The 19,302-nt window shown below is 43.5% G+C and carries 20 protein-coding genes and 1 pseudogene; 9 read left to right on the top strand and 12 right to left on the bottom strand.

The annotated features are described in order from the left end of the window. Positions 1-9: 9 nt before the first annotated feature. The 5 genes from B5G00_RS03470 to B5G00_RS03490 form a co-directional block, all read right to left on the bottom strand. On the bottom strand, positions 10-597 hold the full coding sequence (locus B5G00_RS03470) for a DUF1349 domain-containing protein (protein ID WP_087268575.1): 588 nt from the start codon (positions 595-597) through the stop codon (positions 10-12). 52 nt (positions 598-649) lie between these two features. After that, positions 650-1,078, bottom strand: a complete 429-nt coding sequence (locus B5G00_RS03475) for a maltose acetyltransferase domain-containing protein (RefSeq protein ID WP_242971271.1) — start codon at positions 1,076-1,078, stop codon at positions 650-652. Next, on the bottom strand, positions 1,075-2,070 hold the full coding sequence (locus B5G00_RS03480) for an ROK family transcriptional regulator (RefSeq protein WP_162613476.1): 996 nt from the start codon (positions 2,068-2,070) through the stop codon (positions 1,075-1,077). The genes B5G00_RS03475 and B5G00_RS03480 overlap by 4 nt, the downstream gene beginning before the upstream one ends. A gap of 405 nt (positions 2,071-2,475) precedes the next feature. After that, positions 2,476-4,071 carry a hydroxylamine reductase gene (hcp, locus tag B5G00_RS03485; RefSeq protein WP_087268584.1) on the bottom strand — a complete coding sequence of 532 codons (1,596 nt, stop codon included), beginning with the start codon at positions 4,069-4,071 and terminating at the stop codon, positions 2,476-2,478. A gap of 45 nt (positions 4,072-4,116) precedes the next feature. After that, positions 4,117-4,803: an ATP-binding protein gene (locus B5G00_RS03490; RefSeq protein WP_087268587.1), complete on the bottom strand. Its 687-nt coding sequence runs from the start codon at positions 4,801-4,803 to the stop codon at positions 4,117-4,119. A 128-nt stretch (positions 4,804-4,931) separates the two neighbouring features. Between B5G00_RS03490 and B5G00_RS03495 the strand changes: the two genes are divergently transcribed. After that, complete coding sequence (locus tag B5G00_RS03495; RefSeq protein WP_191386042.1) at positions 4,932-5,627, top strand: Crp/Fnr family transcriptional regulator; 696 nt, start codon at positions 4,932-4,934, stop codon at positions 5,625-5,627. Positions 5,628-5,753: 126 nt separating this feature from the next. On the opposite strand, the gene B5G00_RS03500 is transcribed toward B5G00_RS03495, so the two are convergent. Genes B5G00_RS03500 through B5G00_RS03515 form a run of 4 tightly spaced genes read right to left on the bottom strand, consistent with a single transcriptional unit; the run spans position 5,754 to position 9,927 of the window. Next, positions 5,754-7,571 carry an ABC transporter permease gene (locus B5G00_RS03500; protein ID WP_087268593.1) on the bottom strand — a complete coding sequence of 606 codons (1,818 nt, stop codon included), beginning with the start codon at positions 7,569-7,571 and terminating at the stop codon, positions 5,754-5,756. Then, positions 7,568-8,239, bottom strand: a complete 672-nt coding sequence (locus tag B5G00_RS03505) for an ABC transporter ATP-binding protein (RefSeq protein WP_087268595.1) — start codon at positions 8,237-8,239, stop codon at positions 7,568-7,570. The genes B5G00_RS03500 and B5G00_RS03505 overlap by 4 nt, the downstream gene beginning before the upstream one ends. Further along, positions 8,220-9,230 (bottom strand): sensor histidine kinase, encoded by a 1,011-nt coding sequence (locus B5G00_RS03510; RefSeq protein ID WP_087268597.1) that lies wholly within the window; start codon positions 9,228-9,230, stop codon positions 8,220-8,222. The genes B5G00_RS03505 and B5G00_RS03510 overlap by 20 nt, the downstream gene beginning before the upstream one ends. 10 nt (positions 9,231-9,240) lie before the next feature. Next, positions 9,241-9,927, bottom strand: coding sequence for a response regulator transcription factor (locus B5G00_RS03515; protein ID WP_087269119.1), 687 nt, complete (start codon positions 9,925-9,927; stop codon positions 9,241-9,243). Between the two features lie 294 nt (positions 9,928-10,221). Here B5G00_RS03515 and B5G00_RS19225 point away from each other — a divergent pair, with 294 nt between their 5' ends. The 5 genes and pseudogenes from B5G00_RS19225 (at position 10,222) to B5G00_RS03535 (ending at position 13,886) form a co-directional block, all read left to right on the top strand. Next, positions 10,222-11,286, top strand: a complete 1,065-nt coding sequence (locus B5G00_RS19225) for a DUF4236 domain-containing protein (RefSeq protein WP_242971272.1) — start codon at positions 10,222-10,224, stop codon at positions 11,284-11,286. 132 nt (positions 11,287-11,418) lie between these two features. Further along, positions 11,419-11,964: a Uma2 family endonuclease gene (locus B5G00_RS03525; RefSeq protein ID WP_087268599.1), complete on the top strand. Its 546-nt coding sequence runs from the start codon at positions 11,419-11,421 to the stop codon at positions 11,962-11,964. A 398-nt stretch (positions 11,965-12,362) separates the two neighbouring features. Beyond that, positions 12,363-12,680, top strand: coding sequence for an NYN domain-containing protein (locus B5G00_RS03530; RefSeq protein ID WP_275532360.1), 318 nt, complete (start codon positions 12,363-12,365; stop codon positions 12,678-12,680). Positions 12,681-12,704: 24 nt separating this feature from the next. Beyond that, positions 12,705-13,028, top strand: a pseudogene (locus B5G00_RS19765) (Arm DNA-binding domain-containing protein); the annotation flags it as partial. Positions 13,029-13,100: 72 nt separating this feature from the next. After that, positions 13,101-13,886: a site-specific integrase gene (locus tag B5G00_RS03535; protein WP_242971274.1), complete on the top strand. Its 786-nt coding sequence runs from the start codon at positions 13,101-13,103 to the stop codon at positions 13,884-13,886. A 128-nt stretch (positions 13,887-14,014) separates the two neighbouring features. Here the strand turns inward: B5G00_RS03535 and rlmD are convergent, their stop codons facing one another. Together rlmD and B5G00_RS03545 are read right to left on the bottom strand one after the other, a co-directional pair. Then, positions 14,015-15,205: a 23S rRNA (uracil(1939)-C(5))-methyltransferase RlmD gene (gene rlmD / locus B5G00_RS03540; protein ID WP_242971275.1), complete on the bottom strand. Its 1,191-nt coding sequence runs from the start codon at positions 15,203-15,205 to the stop codon at positions 14,015-14,017. Continuing rightward, entirely contained in the window at positions 15,195-16,139 is a 945-nt protein-coding gene (locus B5G00_RS03545; protein ID WP_087268608.1) for a ketopantoate reductase family protein, read from the bottom strand. Before B5G00_RS03545 ends, rlmD begins: the two co-directional genes overlap by 11 nt. 177 nt (positions 16,140-16,316) lie before the next feature. On the opposite strand from B5G00_RS03545, the gene B5G00_RS03550 reads away from it, so the two are divergent. From B5G00_RS03550 to B5G00_RS03560, 3 genes are read left to right on the top strand one after another with little or no spacing between them, the layout of a single operon-like run. Beyond that, complete coding sequence (locus B5G00_RS03550; RefSeq protein WP_087268612.1) at positions 16,317-16,691, top strand: GntR family transcriptional regulator; 375 nt, start codon at positions 16,317-16,319, stop codon at positions 16,689-16,691. 1 nt (position 16,692) lies between these two features. Then, positions 16,693-17,562 carry an ABC transporter ATP-binding protein gene (locus B5G00_RS03555; protein ID WP_087268616.1) on the top strand — a complete coding sequence of 290 codons (870 nt, stop codon included), beginning with the start codon at positions 16,693-16,695 and terminating at the stop codon, positions 17,560-17,562. Continuing rightward, a complete protein-coding gene (locus B5G00_RS03560; RefSeq protein ID WP_087268618.1) occupies positions 17,550-18,200 on the top strand; it encodes an ABC-2 transporter permease in 651 nt (216 codons plus the stop codon). The genes B5G00_RS03555 and B5G00_RS03560 overlap by 13 nt, the downstream gene beginning before the upstream one ends. A gap of 166 nt (positions 18,201-18,366) precedes the next feature. Here the strand turns inward: B5G00_RS03560 and B5G00_RS03565 are convergent, their stop codons facing one another. Next, a complete protein-coding gene (locus B5G00_RS03565; RefSeq protein ID WP_087268620.1) occupies positions 18,367-19,278 on the bottom strand; it encodes an alpha/beta hydrolase in 912 nt (303 codons plus the stop codon). Positions 19,279-19,302 lie beyond the last annotated feature (24 nt).

Below are 19,302 nucleotides of genomic sequence, written 5' to 3' on the forward strand. Positions count from 1 at the left end.
CCTTTTCTGCTATACATGGGCTTTCCACATACATTCTGTAATTTTCATCTCCGTGAAAACTGCCTCAAAGGAAGAATCTTCAGGGCTGCAGGCATAGATCCCAAAAGAGATTTCCCCGGCCCCTTCTTCCAGATGGCAGATCCGCATCTGCTTAAAATTTTCTCCGTCACCGGAACATTCTACACAAAAATCAGATTCTCTTCTGCTCAGACGGTACCACATCGTCTTAATAGAAGCGTCAATGTCCGTAGTAGCCCAGTCCGAATACCCATGATTGGTCACCACGCTGCCCAGCCTCTGATACTCTTCATTTTCGTATTCCACCGAAGCTTTCAGCCAGTTTTCACTGTCCTGGTACAGCACCACCCCACACTGATCAAAACGGTGTTTGCTGGAAAACCTGGTTTTTACCACAAAAGAAAAATATTTCTCCCTGGTCTTCATCTGAAGCACCGGGGCATTATCATTCTGAAATCCGTAATAAGTCCTCTGCCAAAGGTCTGTCCCCGGTTCTGTGGTAATCCGTATTTCTCCAGACTTTATCGCATAATTTTTCGGTTCTCTTGTCCAGATCAGATTTTCTTTCTTAAATTCCATAGTCCTCTCTCCTTAATCCTGACCATCTGATACCTTTTTATTCTATCTTCTTTTATAAACTTTTGTTCTTTTTATACTGTGCTTCCTGTTCTTTCCAGTAAGCATGGTCCTTTTCCGTGATGTGCCGGATCACTTTACATGGGTGTCCTGCGGTATAGACGGAAACTCTTGGGCCGAAAAATACATTGTCTCCAATATTCACCTCGCAAACATCCAGAATAATACAATCATAATTGGCGTAAAAATTCTCTCCTACAGAAATGTGGCAGCCATAATCACAGCGAAATGGAGGTTCAATCCAAAAATTTTTCCCGGTCTTTTTCAGAAGCTTCCGGAAATACCCTTGGATCTTTTCCCTGTCCTCATCTGATGCTGTATTGATCAGATGAGTTAGCCTTTTAGCTTTGTTGTTATCAACCCCCAGTTCCGGGTCATTGGCAATATAAAGCTGTTCTGATAACATTAATTCTTTCTCTGTCACTGTCTTGTCCTCCATTTTTCTTCTATTGCTCTTTCAAACATTCCGGCGAAATAATATTCCTTCATATCCGGAGCCCATACAAATTCCGGAAGATAGGCTTCCGGTACTGTCCTGGCACAGTATTCCCATATTTTCTTTATATCTTCTTCCTTTACCAGGTCGCCTGTAAAGACCAGGATCCGAGGATTTAAAAGGGGGATCACCGAAGCGGCTCCTTTGGATAGGAAAGGCAGATAGGTTTCCGGAACAAGCTTTTCTATCTGCTCTTCTCTTGTAACTCCATAAGGGAGAAACCCTACCATACCGGCAAATTGGTTCCAGCCCTTTATAACCTTTCCCTCTACCGCTGTGCCCATTCCAGGCAGCACATGGCTGGGATAATTCAGGATGGTTACTGTATCCTCTCTGGAGCATTCTTTCAGATAATAGCCATAGACTTTATAGTGCATATCATTTTCCAGATGTACCGGAAAATGATATGTTTGCTCCAGAATCTCCACCACGGGCACATTATCAAACTCCGGAAGATCGCAATGCCGAATCCAGCCTTTATCTGCCACACCGGGGATTCCCATGGCTGCTGCCCTCAGATTTGGAAATTTTTCCTTTAATTCCTCTATCTTATCCTCTATATCCCGGCATGTAATCCTTTCCCTGCAGTCTCTTCCCTGATCCAGCACCTGGCCTGTTGCTGTAAGTACTCTCCAGAAAATACTCCTTCTTCCCTGGATCAGTTCAAAACCAATGCAAAGAAAACTTTCATAATCCTGGTTCAGCATATAGGCCACAGAAGCCCTTCCCACTTCTCCGGATCTTCTCTTCTCTCCTCGGACCTGTCCTTCTTGTTCCAGTTCATTGAAGATTGTATTGCAGGTAGCCGGGCTGAGACCTGTGATCCTGGTGGCTTCCTGCTTTGTATGAGGAAGCCCGTCTCTTAATATCTCCCAGATTCTTCTCTGATTTTCTTTCTTGATCTGTGCCGTATTCTTCACTTTCCGCCTCCTTTCCCTTTTTCTCATTTCATTTTTTTACAGTCTATATTAGTATAATAATTATTATAACTATTATATTAATTAAGTCAAGAAGCTTTTTTGTTTATTCAAAACTTCTTCACAATTCTTTTGAATTTTCAACACATTTTTTTCACAAATACATAGTATAGTAATAATCAAACAAAGGAAGTTACCTTTTTTATATAGATAGACTTTTTTCTTTTTCATATGCCAGGGAGAAATCCCTGGCCCTCCTTTTTTGCGCACAAAAAACTGCATCGGAAGGAAATCTGGCGGAGCACGCTTTATAGTTCCCATTTCCGATGCAGCTTAACCTGGGTCAATTCTTTCCGGGTATCTGCAGCTATCTTTTGTACAGCAGTTTCCGTACATCCGTTATTTTCCCTACTTCAGAAGTTCTTTGATATCCTCCTCTGGGGTTGTGATCGGAGCAATCTGATAATTCTCCACCAGGAAGTTCAAAATATCCGGGGATACAAAAGCCGGCAGGGACGGGCCAAGGCGGATATTTTTAATTCCCAGATGAAGGAGCGTCAGCAGGATGCACACCGCTTTCTGTTCATACCAGGACAGAACAAAAGAAAGAGGAAGCTCATTAACAGAACAGCCGAAGGCATCTGCCAAAGCTGCTGCCACCTGTATTGCCCCGTAGGCATCGTTACACTGTCCCATGTCAATGAGTCTTGGAATACCGTCTATCTCGCCCAGATCTAAGTCATTAAACCGGAACTTTCCGCAGGCCAGAGTAAGCACTACACTGTCTTTCGGTGTCTGTTTTACAAATTCTGTGTAATAATTTCTGCCTGGTTTCGCTCCGTCACAGCCGGCTACCAGGAAGAAATGCCGGATTTTCCCTGCTTTCACTGCTTCTACGATTTTTCCGGCGTTGGAGAGAACTGCAGAATGTCCGAAACCGGTAGTCACTTCCCTTCCCCCGTTAATGCCTGTGAATTCTTTGTCCTCTTCAAATCCTCCAAGCTCCAGTGCTTTTTCAATAACAGGCGTAAAGTCTTTTTCTTTCCCTATGTGAACTGCGCCTGGGAAGCCTACCACCTCTGTGGTGAATACACGGTCTTTATAACTGTCTTTTGGGGGCATAAGACAATTGGTGGTAAATAAAACAGCTCCCGGCAGATTGTCAAACTCTTTTCTCTGATTCTGCCATGCAGTACCATAATTTCCTTTTAAGTGAGGATATTTCTTCAGTTCCGGATAACCATGGGCCGGCAGCATTTCTCCATGAGTATAGATGTTGATCCCTTTTCCCTCTGTCTGTTCCAGAAGCAGTTTCAGATCTTTCAGATCATGTCCGGTCACAACGATAAAGGGGCCTTTTTCCACTTTCAGCGGAACTGTCACCGGAGCCGGAACTCCATAAGTTTCTGTATTAGCCTTGTCCAGAAGCGCCATACATTTCAGGTTGATCTCTCCTACTTTCAGCACAACAGGAAGGAGCTTTTCTACAGTATCTTCATAGCCTATCCGGAATAAGGCTTCACAGAAAAACTCATTTACTTCGTTGTCTCTGTATCCCAAAACAAGGGCATGATAAGCATAAGCCGCCATTCCCCGGATACCAAAAAGGATCAAAGATTTCAGAGAACGGATGTTTTCCTCTTCTGTCCAGAGCTCTTTCATATCATATTCCTCATTCTGTCCGCAGGGAGAGCCGCAGCTGCTGCACTGAGGAATCAGTCTTTCCTTCTCTTTCCGCACTGCTTCTGTCATTTTACAAATAGCCTGGTCGTCAAAATTCACATTTGTCACAGTAGCAAATAAGCCTTCGATGATCATCTGATAAGTATTTTCATCTGGCTGCGCATCTCCTCTGACTGACCGGGCCAGGCCGATAAGAGCTCCTGTCAGTTCATCCTGAAGAGCTGCTGTCTCTGACTTCTTGCCGCAGGCTCCTGCATTTCCTGTACAGGCAGCGCAGCCTGCCGTCTGTTCACACTGAAAGCAAAACATTTTGTTATCCATCTCTTTATTCTCCTTTTCTGCTGTTATCTTTTTTGTTATTTTCTATCACTCATCCACAATGTTTCCATCTATGGATATGACCGCTACATTCCAGGGGATAAATTTTCCGCTGTCTTTTAAGGCTGTTTTTACCGCCTGTTCCAATCCCCTGCAGCAGGGAACCTCCATCCGGACAATCTGAACGCTCTTGATATCATTGTTCTTAATGATCTCTGTCAGCTTCCGGGCATAATCTGCATGATCCAGTTTCGGACAGCCGATAAGAGCTACATGTCCCTTGATAAAATCTTCATGGAAGGCCCCATAGGCATAAGCCGTACAGTCTGCTGCGATAAGTAATTTCGCTCCCTGAAAATAAGGGGCATTTACTGGCGCAAGCTGGATCTGAACCGGCCACTGTCTGAGCCTGGAAACTGATGGAGCAGAAACAGGTCCCTTATCTCCCGGTCCTTCCTTATGAAGGATATCCCTGGACTGGCTGCCTGGACAGCCTCCTGAAAGTTTATTTTTCATAACTGCTTTCTCGTCGTAAGGAGCCGCTTCTCTTTCTTCAAAGGAAATGGCTCCCACAGGACAGGCAGGCAGACAGTCTCCCAGTCCGTCACAGTAGTCCTCCCGCATAAGTTTCGCCTTGCCCTCTACCATGGCAATGGCCCCTTCGTGGCAGGCTTCGGCGCAAAGGCCGCAGCCATTGCATTTTTCCTGGTCTATACAGATAATTCTTCTTTTCATATATACCACCACCTATATACTGTCTTGTGTACTGATACACAGATGAATTTGTATTCTTGACTTTACAGTGCCATTATAGTATTTTAATTTCAACATGTATGTTTGATTTCAAACAAGGAGGAGATTTTTTGAAAAAATATTTATTTGTACTGAAAAATTGTCCTTTTTTCGCAGGAATGACGGAAGAAGAAATTCTTTCCATTTTGAAGTGTGTAGATGCAAAAGTATACTGCAAAGAAAATCAGGAATATGTATTGCGGGCAGGGGACAGCACTTCGGCCATGGGCCTTGTGCTGAAAGGTTCTGTTCTCGTGATCCAGGAAGATCTGTGGGGACATAGAAATATCATGGCTAAAATCGAAGAGGGAGATTTTTTCGCAGAGCCCTATGCCGCCACTCCAGGCTCTGTTCTCAATGTGAATGTAGTGGCCTGCGGGCACTGTGAACTTATGATGCTGAATATTAACCGGCTATTGTCCGTCTGCCCTACTGTCTGCCAGCACCACAACAAACTGATCCGGAACCTGGTAGCTGTGCTGGCAGGCAAAGTATTACTGTTCAATGAAAAGATCACTCATATGAGCAAAAGGACAACGAGGGAAAAACTTCTGTCTTATCTTTCCTCTGAATCCATCCGCCAGGGAAAACTGTCCTTTGATATTCCTTATGACAGACAGCAGCTGGCCGATTATCTCTGTGTAGAAAGAGCTGCTATGTCCGCAGAATTGTCAAAGCTCCAGAAAGAAGGGCTGCTGAACACAAAGAGAAACCATTTTGAACTTTACGGCCCTGTCAGCAATGAGACGGATTCCTCCTTCCTGTAAAGCTCTGTCCCTTTTACTGCCAATGCAGAAAATGTGATTCTTTTTGTCTAATCACAAAAATTTTAACTTTTCCCCGTGCCTCTCAGCGATGTGTCCCAAAGGGCATTTTTTCTTGTTTTGAATTCCTTAGAGTTCGTTAATAGTTTCTGTCACTGAAATCGTCTGTATCCGTTTAGCCGGAGAATATGCGGCCAGCACCGCTGCAGCAATGACAAACAACACAATAATTGCCAGCGCTCCGATTGGCAGATTCCAAACCGCATAGGGGAAGTGGTTTATGATAAGGAAATCATACAAGATTTTGCTGAGCGGCAGGCCGATCATACAGCCAATAACACAGCCCCAAAAGGCATAGGTAAAAGCTTCTGCCAGAATCATTTTTGAAATCTGATGCCCGTCCAGCCCCACCGCCCGCATAGCACCATACTGTTTGATCCGGGCCGATACGCTCATAGCGATACTGTTGACAATGTTCAGTACTGTAACCAGTGTGATAATGCCCAAAAAAGCATAAACGCAGGCAACAAAGGCAAAATAAGTGCCGGATGTGCGTTGATCCCGCTTATCATTCATGGTATAACCGTTTTCCTCTACGATCTGACAAATTGCGGCAACATCCTCGTCCGTGGCATTGGAGGTTGTTTGGACCATAATGAGCGAATAGTCTGTAATTCCGGTCAATCGGGTAAATGTCTCTCCTGATGTAATCAGTGTAATCTTTCCTTTCGTCAGGCCATCCCCGCTGAATGGATCATATTTTAACAGACCGGCAATCGTAATCTCCTCGTTTCCAACAAGGATGGTATCGCCTATGTCCCAAGGACTTTTCCGGTCCCATGTCGCAAGAGCATATCCGCTGTCACCATAAACTTTGGACAAATCGCTGCCCCAGCGAAGCGTTCCGTCTTTTTGGAGAGCTTTCAGGTCAAAATCATCAAAGGAGACAAGATCTACGGTGCTGGAAAGAGTCGTATCACCCTCCAGCCCGGCAGCCACATTAAAGCTGCTCCTGCGTCCATAGACCTGTTTGACACCTTCCATATTAGTAAGCATCTGTGCCATATCGCTGTCGATAGTATTGGTACCGTCACTACTTGAAATGTCAATATCAGAAGCAGCCGCCGATTGAGGCATCAGATGATCCACAAAATCAATCAGAACAGAAAAACTTAAAAATAGGACGATGCTCAGAGCAAAGGAGCCTGTCATCAAAAATAAGTTTTTCTTTGCAGCTACTGCATGGTGAATCCCCAATGCCGTTTCAATTTTGAAAAAACCTGTGTGAACAGAATGACGGCTCATTTTATCCGGCTCAGGATTTCCCGAAACAGCTACAACAGGTGATACCTTAGCTGCTCGCTTAGCCGGGATTCCTGCGGCCAGAAGGACTGTGATCACGCCGACCAAAATACCACTGATAATTCCAATGATGCTGATGCCAAACAACGGAATATTCGAGAACTCTTCCCCGACAAGGAATCTTAGGGCGGCACATAATGCCCACGATGCCAAAATACCTAGAACAAGGCCAATAGGAACGGCAATCTTGCACCAGTTCAATGCTTCCAGCCGTACAAAACGGATAATCTGCTGTTTACTCATACCGATGCAGCGCATCATACCAAAAAACTGGGTACGCTGAGCAACACTGCTATTCATACTGCTGGAAATCATCAGCACTCCGGCAATAAGAACCAACAGAAACATTACTCCCGCTGTCATCAGCAGTGTCTGCCCCATTCTGGAATCTAGCAAGCTGCTAAGGAGAGAAAAATTTCCATGTTTTTCTGAGAGACGGGACTGCTCCATTCTGGCCCCCATTTCCGCCATACTAAAGATAGCTGTAACCATGAATACAGCGAAAATAACGCAAAGCAATGTCATGCGGTTTTGACGCCGGTGAACCTTGACAGAGATTGGGATCAGACTTAAATAGCTTCTCATTCTCGACACCTCCCAAAATCATTCACGACACCATCTGATACTTGCAGAATATGATCTGCTGTCTGAGCAATGCTCTGACTATGAGTAATCATTACAATGGTCTGCTCATACAGCCGAGACGCTTCTTTCAACAAAGCGATGACTTCGCTGGTATTCTGTGTATCAAGATTTCCCGTCGGTTCGTCGGCAAGAATCAGCGCAGGACGAGTAATTAGCGCCCGCCCTATCGCCACACGCTGCTGCTGTCCCCCGGAAAGCTGACTGGGCAAATGGTCACGCCGATCCTTTAGCCCCAGTACTCTCAGCAGCTCTTCCAAATACTTTTTATCTGGTTTCTGATAGTCAAGTAAGACCGGGAAAATGATATTCTGCTCAACCGTCAGTTCCGGGATCAGGTTAAAACTCTGGAAAATAAAACCGATATTCCTGCGGCGGAAAATCGTCAGATTACGCTCTTTCATTGAGAAAATGTCTTTTCCGTCAATAAACACTTTACCAGAAGCAGGAGTATCCAGGGCCCCTATCATATTCAGTAAGGTCGTTTTCCCAGATCCGGACTCTCCAACAATTGCAACAAATTCACCTTTAGGAACAGAGAATGTGGCATTTTTCAGTGCATGAACTGCAGCCTCTCCTGTTCCATAGGTTTTAAGTGAAAGTCGTGCCAACTCCTAATTCACTATCAACTTCGATAGTTCCATTATGGGCTTCTATAATTGCCTTTGCCAGCGGAAGACCTAATCCAATCCCCTGCTTGTCTTTTGAAAAACGGCTGCGGTAAAACCGCTTGAAAATATATGGCAGATCCTCTGGATGGATGCCGCAGCCATTGTCTCGCACGACTATTTGTACGATAGAAGCAAATTTTCTCCATTCGATGCGGATTACTTCCCCTTCCTTTGTATGATCAAACGCATTTTTTACAATATTACTGATCGCTTCCAGCATCCAGTTCTGATCACAGGACAAGGTAATTGCTTCGTCACCTGAAAAAGAAAGTGTCTTTTTCTCCTGCTCAGCCCGATAAGCAAAATGACGTTCTATATATGCTATCATTTCAGCAACATTTTCAACATTTTTCTCAATTACGATTGTTCCGGCATCCAGTTTTGCAATTTTCAACAGGTTCTGTACAAGAGTTTCAATCCGGTCAAGTTCCTGTTCGGAAAGCTCCATAAACTCGTGAATTGTGGGTATATCCTTCGCCTCTTCCTGCAGGATTCCATTATAGATATTCAGTGCGGCGAGAGGCGTTTTCAACTGATGAGAAATATTCGATATCGTATCTTTCATAAATTTTTTTGAACGGCCTTCATTCTCCGCTTGGGCATTCAAAATAGAAACCAGGGAGTTCACTTCATGAAACAAACGATACAGTTCTCCCTCGTCGTCACACGCAATCCTTGCGTTCCGATCTCCGGAAATGTAATCTTTAATCTGCAAAACCGCATCTTCCATAATCTTGTTTTGGTCACGAAAATATAAATACATGGATACGAAAACAGCAATTCCCATAGCCAGAGAAGAGAGCAGTACACAGTATGCTGCGTAATGAACTCTGAGGCTGACACTGATAACAGAAACTGCTGTAAATAAGATAAAAAATATCAATACACAGGAAAAAAGCCTTTTAATTTTTTGATTTACCAGTATTCTCATGGCCCGTACCTCATTCTATGACATTCCACTTATAACCCATGCCGCGGACTGTAACTATGTTATGGGGATTAGCAGGATCATCTTCAATTTTCTTACGCAGTCTGCGAATATATACGGTCAATGTATTGGTGTCAATGTATTTTTCATCACAGTCCCAGAGTCTGCTCAATATCTGTTCCGGCGAGAGGATCAGATTCGGATTTTCCATAAACAGACAAAGCAGCTTATACTCACTTGCCGTCAGATCGATTTGTTTTCCATTCTTGTACACCTCACCTTTCAGCCGTTGTATCGTAATCCCATTAGAGCTTAGCTCTGTCTCCATCTGATTAAAATTTTCGCTTCTGCGTAAAAGTGCATTTACTCTTGAAAGAAATACTGCAAGTTTAAAGGGTTTTGTAATATAATCGTCTCCTCCTATGTCAAGCCCCATGATAATATCTGTTTCTTCATCTGCCGCAGTAAGAAACATAATCGGCACTTTTGAAACTTTGCGTATTTTTTTGCAGATATCATACCCTGAACCATCTGGAAGTGTCACATCCAAAATAACCAGGTCATACTTCCAGTTCATCCATAATTTTTCTGCTTCCAGGCCCGTCCGGGCAACATCTATCTCATATCCCTGCTTTTTAATAGCAAAGGATAATCCGTTAATCAAACTCAAATCATCTTCTACAAAAAAAATGCGTTTCATTTTTTTACCATTCTCGTTCATTTTTAACCTCCACTGCAGTAACTATCCAGACATATCTTGTGAGTCACTTTAAAATGCTTCATGTTCTTCCAGCCTTATATTATAATTCCTTCTTGAGAATTGAACAAGAATGCATCCAATATCAGAGACTTTCAATACAACCTTTCATCATATTCGTTAATATGCTTAATTTCATATTTCTCCTTTACCCATAAAAAAGCCGTCCATTTCCGGGGCAATATGTGTTATAATTGAATCAACGATAGATTTTCATTTGTAGAGGAAAATGATTGAATGAAAGTATCAGATTATACGGTAAGCTCCACGGGTAAGAAAACCAAAAGTGTAGGAATCCCCGGAACTGGTTTATATTATACTGAAACTTCTTCCGGAAATAAAGATTCTGATCCGCCGCCTCTTCCTCCGGAAGGCAACCCTGGATTAAATACTTCGCCAGATAATCCAAATAATAAAAAGAAACGTGGATGCTTATTTTATTTTCTTGCTCTTTTAGCTATCTGTTTTGCTATCGCTCTATATTCTTTTGCCTGGATTCCAGCAATTGGATTTTTGATATATTTTATTATTAAAAAAGACTTATATGGTACTAAAAGACGAAATATAGCAATTTCAACAGCAGTGTTTGTAACTTCTTTGGTTGTTTTTGCGTTGCTCGGATCATCATCAACTTCTCCCGAGAGTATATATGCTGATTGGGGAAAAGATACCTTTGATGTATCGGAAACAGCAGAAGTAAAAATAACGACTTCTCCTTCAGATGCTGAGATAACTTCGCTTGAACTCTCTTCCAATGATATTGCAGAGCTTAACTATACAGATGGTAAAGCTATTATCACATTCAAGGAACCTGGAGAAGCTGCATTATTCTTTACTGCTAACCATGATATAGACAGCAACACGGTAAAAATCTCCGTAACTGACAAAGTGGCCGAAGAGGCAAAAGCCAAAGCTGAAGAGGAAGCAAGGCTTAAAGCTGAACAGGAAGCTCAGGCCAAGGCGGAAGAAGAGGCAAGAATTAAAGCCGAGCAGGAAGCTCAGGCTAAAGCAGAAGAAGAAGCAAGGATAAAAGCCGAGCAGGAAGCGCAAGCAGCCGAAGAAGCCAGAATCAAAGCGGAACAAGAAGCGCAAGCCGCAGAACAGGCAAGAATTGCTCAGGAACAAGCTGCTGCTCAGGCTGCCGCACAACAACCACAAGAGGCTTCCGTGTGGCTCTCTGCAACTGGCAGTAAATATCATAGTGTTCCTGACTGTGGTAATATGAATCCTAATACAGCCAGACAAGTTTCTTTATCTGAAGCCCAAAGCCTGGGATATGAACCGTGTAAGAACTGCCATTGAAATCTGCCATGTAAAGAAAATCATTTGTATTCAGTTGAAAGGTTGTGTATACTGTAATTATCAAAAGCTCCCGTACCTCTCAACGATGTGTCTCAGGGAGCACTTGTTTTATTCAAGAAAGGACGTGACGCTATGCCATTGCCAAAAGAAAAGCTTTATACTATCGAAGATATCTATGCGCTTCCAGATGGTGAACGTGGAGAGTTGATTGACGGAAAATTATATATGATGGCGCCGCCCAGCAGGATCCATCAAAAAATCCTCCAAGAATTAAGCCGAGTTATCGGAAACCATATCTCCGGCAAGGGTGGTTCCTGTGAAGTCTATCCTGCCCCATTTGCTGTGTTTTTGAATGAAGATGATAAAAACTATGTAGAGCCGGATATTAGTGTAATATGTGACAAAAATAAGCTTACAGACAAAGGGTGCAGCGGTGCTCCAGATTGGATCATTGAGATTGTGTCACCAAGTAGCCAGCGCATGGATTATCTCACCAAACTTTTGAAATATCGCACTGCTGGTGTAAAGGAATACTGGATCGTAAATCCGATGAAAGAAACAGTACAGGTTTATTCTTTTGAAGGCACAGAAGATTCTACTCAGTATTCTTTCTCTGATCTTATTGGCTCTAAGATCTTTAAAGATCTGATAATTTGTATTACAGATATGCTGAAATAAAAAACCACCCCGGTGCGGCAACACCAGAGCGGCCAAGTGAATATCCGAAGATATACGCGACTCAGAAAATTCTATTTTAAGCAAAAGATTTTAGTGTATATATAATGCTTTTTGTCTAAACACAAAGATTTTAATTTTTTGTGAATTTTTCTCTATTTCTATTGATTTTTTACCACTAAGGGCATTATAATGTTACATCACATTTGTGATGTAATTAAAGAATGTTTCGCAATCGTGTATTTGCATAACCATCCATGAAAGTGTACCCCTAGCAGTAATCCTCCCACCATAAGGGATGTGATGAGCCTAGGGGTATTTTTATAAAGGAGAATATTTTATGATAAGAACTGCAATATTGGTTAATGGAGCCTTTTATAGAAAACGCGCGTATAATTTTTATGTTATCCGTTTCCCAAAAAGGTGTGGATATGCGTATCGGAATTGATATTGCATCTCTTGCTTTTAAAAAACAAGTTGATCAGATAATTCTAATATCAGGCGATAGTGATTTCGTCCCCGCAGCTAAGCAAGCTCGAAGGGAGGGTATTGACTTTATTTTAGACCCAATGCGTTCTCCAATCAAAGAAGATTTGTTTGAGCATATAGATGGAATGAGAACAAAAGCTCCCTGGCTGTTATTTTTATACCCTAAAATGCCGGTCATTGCGCCGGCGCAACATACAAAAGAAGATGATTTTATGGCAGAAGGTGTATGAAAAAGAGGTAAAACATGGTCTTACTATTTTGATACCGCAAAGATTAATGGAGAGCGGAAGAAAATAGAGAAAGGAGGATTCCGGACGCAAAAGGAAGCCCTTGAGGCCAGGGCGGCGGCAATAGCAGAATACAAAAATGTAGGAAGAGTATTTTCTCCAAAACAAATCAGTGTAGCTGATTATCTTGATTATTGGCTAGAGAACGCAGTCAAGAAAAATATCGATCATGGATACAGCTACAATACATATAATCGTTATGAGTATGAAATCAGACTACATATAAAGCCCCGTTTCGGTAAATATGAACTGAATAATTTTCAATATGCCACAGATAAAGTTCAAGAATGGACAGATGATCTGAAAATTAAAGGGTACTCCAAAGGTATGATCAAAAGTGTACTGTCATGCTTTCGAACATCTATGAATTACGCGATACATCCGCTCGGATATATTAAGTCAAACCCCTGTAATTCAGTTAAGATTGGAAAAGTACCTGTTGATGTTACAGCGAAGGAACACGCAGAATATGTCTGCCCCAAAGAAGAATTTCAAAAAATCCTGGAACGTTTTTCAAATAATCATGGTTTTTATTTATCGCTGCTTGTTCCTTATAACATCGGAATCCGCATAGGTGAGACCTTTGCTATTGATCTGAATGAAGATATAGATTTTCAGAAGCATGAACTATACATCAAAGGGCAAATGATCAAAGTTTCAAAAACGTGGTTTTTAAAACCTCCTAAATATGAATCCTACCGTCACATCAAAATAGGCAATCTTCTGGAGCAGGAGCTGAAAAACGAGATACGGCAACGCAAAATAAATAAGCTGAAATATGGTCCATATTATGTTAAGACCTACCTGCTCCCAGATAACTCTTTTGCTCAGTTCCGGTCAGATATGAATGTTCCTTATAAAGAGATCATGCCGCTTTGTGTAAAAGAGAATGGTGAACTGCTTACTCCGGATTCTTTTAAATATTGTGCAAGAGTCGTTCATTATGAACTCGGCAACAAATTATTCCACTCCCATTGTCTTCGGCACACACATGGAACTATCCTGGCAGAGAATGGTGTAAATCCCAAAACCGTTATGGAGCGGTTAGGTCACAAGGATATAAAGACTCCATTACAGACTTATACATTTAATACTAATGTAATGCAGCAAAATGCTGTTGACATATTTGAAAAGGCCACACAAGCATAAAAAGAACGGCCTATTCACTGTTCAATGTGTTCAGCCGTTCTTGACTATTTACTACTAAATTTAATTCTCTGGGTGGCAAATGGGTGGCAAATACACTGAACTCAGCCATAGAAATGCTGTAGTCCCGCCTATTTCCGGGCCAGAGACACCACAGTCTCTATCCCCTCCGTGTGCGGAAACATATCCACTCCCTGGATCAGCTTCACCTGCCACCCGTCTTTTGTCAGCAGCTCTAAGTCTCTTTTCTGGGTTTCCGGATTGCATGATACATATACGATCTTCTCCGGTCTCATGGAGGACACTGCCCGTAAAAACTCCGGCGTACTTCCGGCCCGGGGCGGGTCCATAAATACTACGTCTGCCCGCTCCCCTTTTGCAGCCATTTTCCGGATAAAATCTGTAGCGTCTGCGCAGAGAAACTGGGCGTTCTGGATTCCGTTTTCCCTGGCATTTTCCCAGGCACATCTTACAGCGCTTTTATTTAATTCCACTCCTATAACCTTTTTTGCTCTGGAAGCTGCGGAAAGACCGATGGTTCCCACTCCGCAATAGGCGTCCAGCACAGTCTGGCTTTTGTCCAGTCCTGCCGCTTCCGCAGCAGTTCTGTAAAGAATCTCTGTCTGTACCGGATTGATCTGATAAAAACTGGAGCCTGAGATTCTGAACCGGATACCGCAGAGTGTATCCTGGATATATCCTTTTCCATATAGGATTCTCTCTTTATAGCCCAGCACAGCACTGGTAGAACGCTCATTAATATTCTGTACAAGAGTAGTGATCCTTGGGCAGAGCTGGCGGACCCTTTTGGCGAAAGCTTTGGCACCCGGCAGCACAGGAGAAGAAGTGACCAGCACAGCCAGAATCTGGTCCTCTGCAAGACTGTGGCGGACCAGGATATGACGGACCAGCCCTGTTTTCCTGTCCTCATCATAAACCGGATACTTAAATTCCCGCACTGCCTTCCTCACGGCTCTGACAGCTTCGTCCAGTGCCGGATGATGCAGCAGGCAGTTTTCTACGGGAATTACATGGTGGGTTCCCTGGACATAGATTCCGCTCTTCACCTGTCTGCCCTGGGCATAGGTAAAGGTAGAAATTGCTTTATTCCGATAATGCCAGGGATTTTCCATTCCAATAATGGGCTGTGGTTTTCCGAAATTCCCCAGAAGTTTTTTTATCTTTTTCTGCTTTTTTCGAAGCTGCTCTTCGTAAGGAAGAGCAAGCATGGGACAGCCCCCACATCCCTGCTTCAAAAGAGGGCAGGAAAGCTGTTCCTTTTCCTTATATGCTTTTTCTGTGTGCTTTTCTTTAATTTCCAAGTCTTTCCCTCAGCTTTTCTCCGATTTCTTCATATACCGGCACATCTACCTGGTACTGTTTGCCCAGCCGCACTACCTGATAGATCAGACCGTCAACTTCTGACTGTTTGCCTGCGGCAATGTCTCTCTGCATAGAAGAGCTTGCCGTAGGGGCCAGGTCATCCATGATCTGCAGGTTAATCTCCACAATGTTTTCCGGCAGCTCCACAGCCATAGCAGATGCGATTTTCTGGATCTCCTTTATAAGCTCTATAAAGGTTTCCCTCTTCTCTCCGCCTTCCTGCATTACAGCAGCCGGAGCCTCATAGCATGCTCCCACAGCAGCCATAGGTGAAACAAAAGAGAATTTCTGAAGGGCATCTCTTTCTATATTGGAAGACAGTACAGGAAGGATTTCTGCAGCTTTCAGATCTGCCTCAACTTTTTTCAGCACAGGCATGACTTTTTCTTCTATTTCCTTTGAAGTATCTTTTCTAAGACCATAAACCACCCGGAAGATTTTTCCCGACATCAGGATTTTTCCAGGCTCTTTGATCTGGGATGCAATATAGATACATCCGTCTGTGACGGTAATATACGGCAGCATTTCCTGAAGCTTTCCTCCAGTTCCATAGATATTTAAAATAGGGATCACAACGGTATGGGCATCTGCTGCTTTCTTAATAAACTCTGCCGCCTCTTCCAGGGAATATCCTTTTACACATACAAAGATCACATCTGCTGTTTCCTTATATTCCTCCATAGAGCAGGCCTTTACCGGAGCCACAAAAGCTTCTCCTCCCAGCTCAATTTCCAATCCATGGGCTTTCATTGCCTCCATATGTCTGCCCCTGGCGATGAGGGTTACATCTTTTCCTGCTCTCGCAAGATAGCCTCCAATAGGTCCTCCGGTTCCCCCGGCTCCTATGACCAGATACTTTAATTTTTTCTCCATCTTTCTTTCCCTCCTGTCAAGCGCTGAATATTCTTTCTCATTTTATCATAATTACATCAGGTTTTCCATGACTTAAAAATTTCCCATAAAACCTATTGACAAATGTACTTACTGTATATATACTGTACCTATCAAACAAGTACAGTATATATACAGTAAGTACACCGAGGTGAAAAGATGAATATTATTTTAAGCAGCAGCAACAGTCAGCCCATCTATGAACAGATTGTCACTCAGATCAAGGCCATGATCATGAGCGGCGAACTAAAACCTAAGGATCCTCTCCCCTCTATCCGGGGACTGGCCAAAAGCCTTCATGTAAGTGTGATCACCGCACAGCATGCTTATGAGGAACTTCAGCGGGATGGGTTTATTGAAACCGTGGCAGGCAAAGGAACCTTTGTAGCTGCCCAGAATCAGGATTTTATCCGGGAGGAACATCTCCGTATCGCAGAAAAAAAGCTGATGGAGGTGGCTGATATCGGGAAAGAATATCATATTTCCTGTGACCAGATGATCCAGATTCTTCGGATGTTTTATGAGGAGGAATAATATGGAACCAATTCTTTCATTTGATAAGCTTACAAAAAAGTATAAGGATTTTACCCTGGATCATATAAGCTTCCAGATTCCCCGGGGCATGATCGTAGGAATGATAGGCGAAAATGGGGCAGGAAAGACCACCACACTGATGTCTGTATTTGAAATGATCTCTCCGGACAGCGGAGAAATCCGCCTCTTCGGCAAAAACTGGCAGGAAAGCCGGAAAGAAAATCTTCAGAAGGTTGGCCTTGTCATGGACGGATTAAACCAGAATCCCCGCCTTTACTGCAGGGATCTGGAAAATACTTATAAAAGAATCTACAAAAACTGGGACAGCCGATTATTTCATCAGTATCTGGAGCGTTTTTCTCTTCCACTGAACAAAAAGATCAAAAGTTTTTCAAAGGGTATGCTGGTAAAGCTGAATTTTGCCCTGGCTCTGTCCTATCATCCGGAGCTTCTGATCCTGGATGAAGCCACCTCAGGACTAGACCCCGTCATGAGAGATGAGATTCTGGAACTTCTGCAGGAATTTGTCATGGACGAAAATCACTCTGTACTGATTTCTTCCCATATCACCAGTGACCTGGATAAGATTGCAGACTATATCCTCTTTCTCCATCAGGGAAAGCTGCAGTTTTTCCGCTCTATGGAAGAGATTGAAAACAACTATGGAATCCTCCACTGCCGGAAGGATTTTCTCCAGATTCTTTCTCCAGATGACTATGAAGCCTATATACCAGAGGATTTTTCCTGCAAAGTGCTGGTTAAAAACAAGCAGGCTCTCCTGAACCAGTTTCAGGATCTGGTCATGGATCGGGCCACATTAGAAGATTTCATGTTATTTTCCACAAAGGGGGTATTGCCATGTCAGGATTAATTTATCGGGATATTATTACCCAGATCCGTCGTTCTTTTCTTGGAAATATTATACCGGATATACTGTTTTTTCTCATGTTTCTCATACTGTTAGGAAAATATAAATTCAGTCCGCTGAGCATCGTTCTTCTCTATCTGCCTACACAGACCTCTATCATTCCGATCACTTTAAAAGAGGCGGACTCCAGCTATAAAGGCCGGATGCTTTCCATGACCTTTCCCTTTTCCAAAAGAGAGCTGGTCCTTTCCAGATACCTTTCCTGCTGCCTGTATCAGCTTTACGGCATCGGGGTTATGATTCTTTTTCTGGCGCTGCATTTCCTTATATACAGGACCTACAGTCCAGCGGTCTATCTGGGGATCTTTGCAGGCGGCCTTCTGATCGCTTTATTTATGACGCTGATCAATGTGATGGTATCTTTTGTTGGAAATATCAATATTTCTACGATCTTCTATATCGTTTTTGTTTTACTGGCAGCAGCTGCCTATATCCTGTATCTTTTTCTGGATATAGATCCACTGGATCTGCTCATTCTTCCACTTCCTCTTCTGTGGGGGATCGCAGTGGGGATCGTGGCAGTCACAGGGATCATCTCCTACAGTGTCTCTATGAAGGCTTTTATCAGAAGCTGCCGTTAGCATTGGCTTCTTCTCTGCCTATTATCTCGGCCAGCTCACGGCATTGCTGTTCGCTGTCCGTTGCCGGTCGGATGCCCGCTCGTGCAAACAGGTTGGTCGTCCTACCGACGTATCGCACAAAATACCGCTGCACCACGCCTTTTCATGCTGTGGTGCAGCGGCATTTTTATGACAGACATTTCTTTATAAATCTATCTGCGATCCCGCAGACCTCCTCTGTCCAGAATTCAGCGCCTCCGTGATCCGCTCCCCGGATCAGGTACAGGTAGGCTTCTTTTCCCGTTTCTTTCAGTCTTCTATACAAATTTACACTCTGGCGGGTATTCACGATCCGGTCCTTGGTCCCATGGAAGATCAGCACCGGAGGAAGGTCCGAGTCTTCTGTAATATTGCATTCCACAGACAGCTTCTGGCACAGATCCGGCCGTTCCTTCAGATTCACGCCCCCCATTTCCATGCCCTCAGGGCTGTCCGGCATATGATGATTGATGGTAGTGGGATTACTGTCTTCCAGCATAACGCTGACAGAACCATAATAGTTTAAAATCCCCTTTACTGAGGCTGATATTCCCGGATATAGATTGGTTGCCTGATCATCATCCTGTAGGATCCCTGCAAACATTGCTGTATGGCCTCCGGAAGAGTCCCCTCCTATTACGATCTTCTCCGGATCGATCTGATAGCTTTTGCTGTTTTTCCGCATAAAGCGCACAGCATTCCTGGCATCCAGAGCCTGGGCCGGGAAAGGCGCCTGTCCCGAATGCCGGTACTCCACCACAGCGATCACATAACCCTTTCCCGCCAACCGGGCCAGCATAGGAATCTTGGCATAAACATCCTGTTTCATCCAGGCAGACCCCTGGACAAACACTATACAGGGGTAGATTTTCTCCGGTTCGTTTCTGGTAAAGGGCTTTATGATCTGAAGATGAAGAGGGATTCCATCCACGTTGGCGTATTCCACATCATGAAAATAAGCAAATCCGACTTCATCTCCTGTAGTGGAAAGAACCTCCGCTCCTTCCACAGGCTGGTCAAATTCCGGAAAGTCTTCATAAGTCCAGTCTTTAATCTCCATATTCTTCCTCCTTATCCGTTACAT

The sequence above is a fragment of the Blautia sp. An46 genome (genome assembly GCF_002161645.1).
Classification (GTDB): domain Bacteria; phylum Bacillota; class Clostridia; order Lachnospirales; family Lachnospiraceae; genus Blautia; species Blautia ornithocaccae.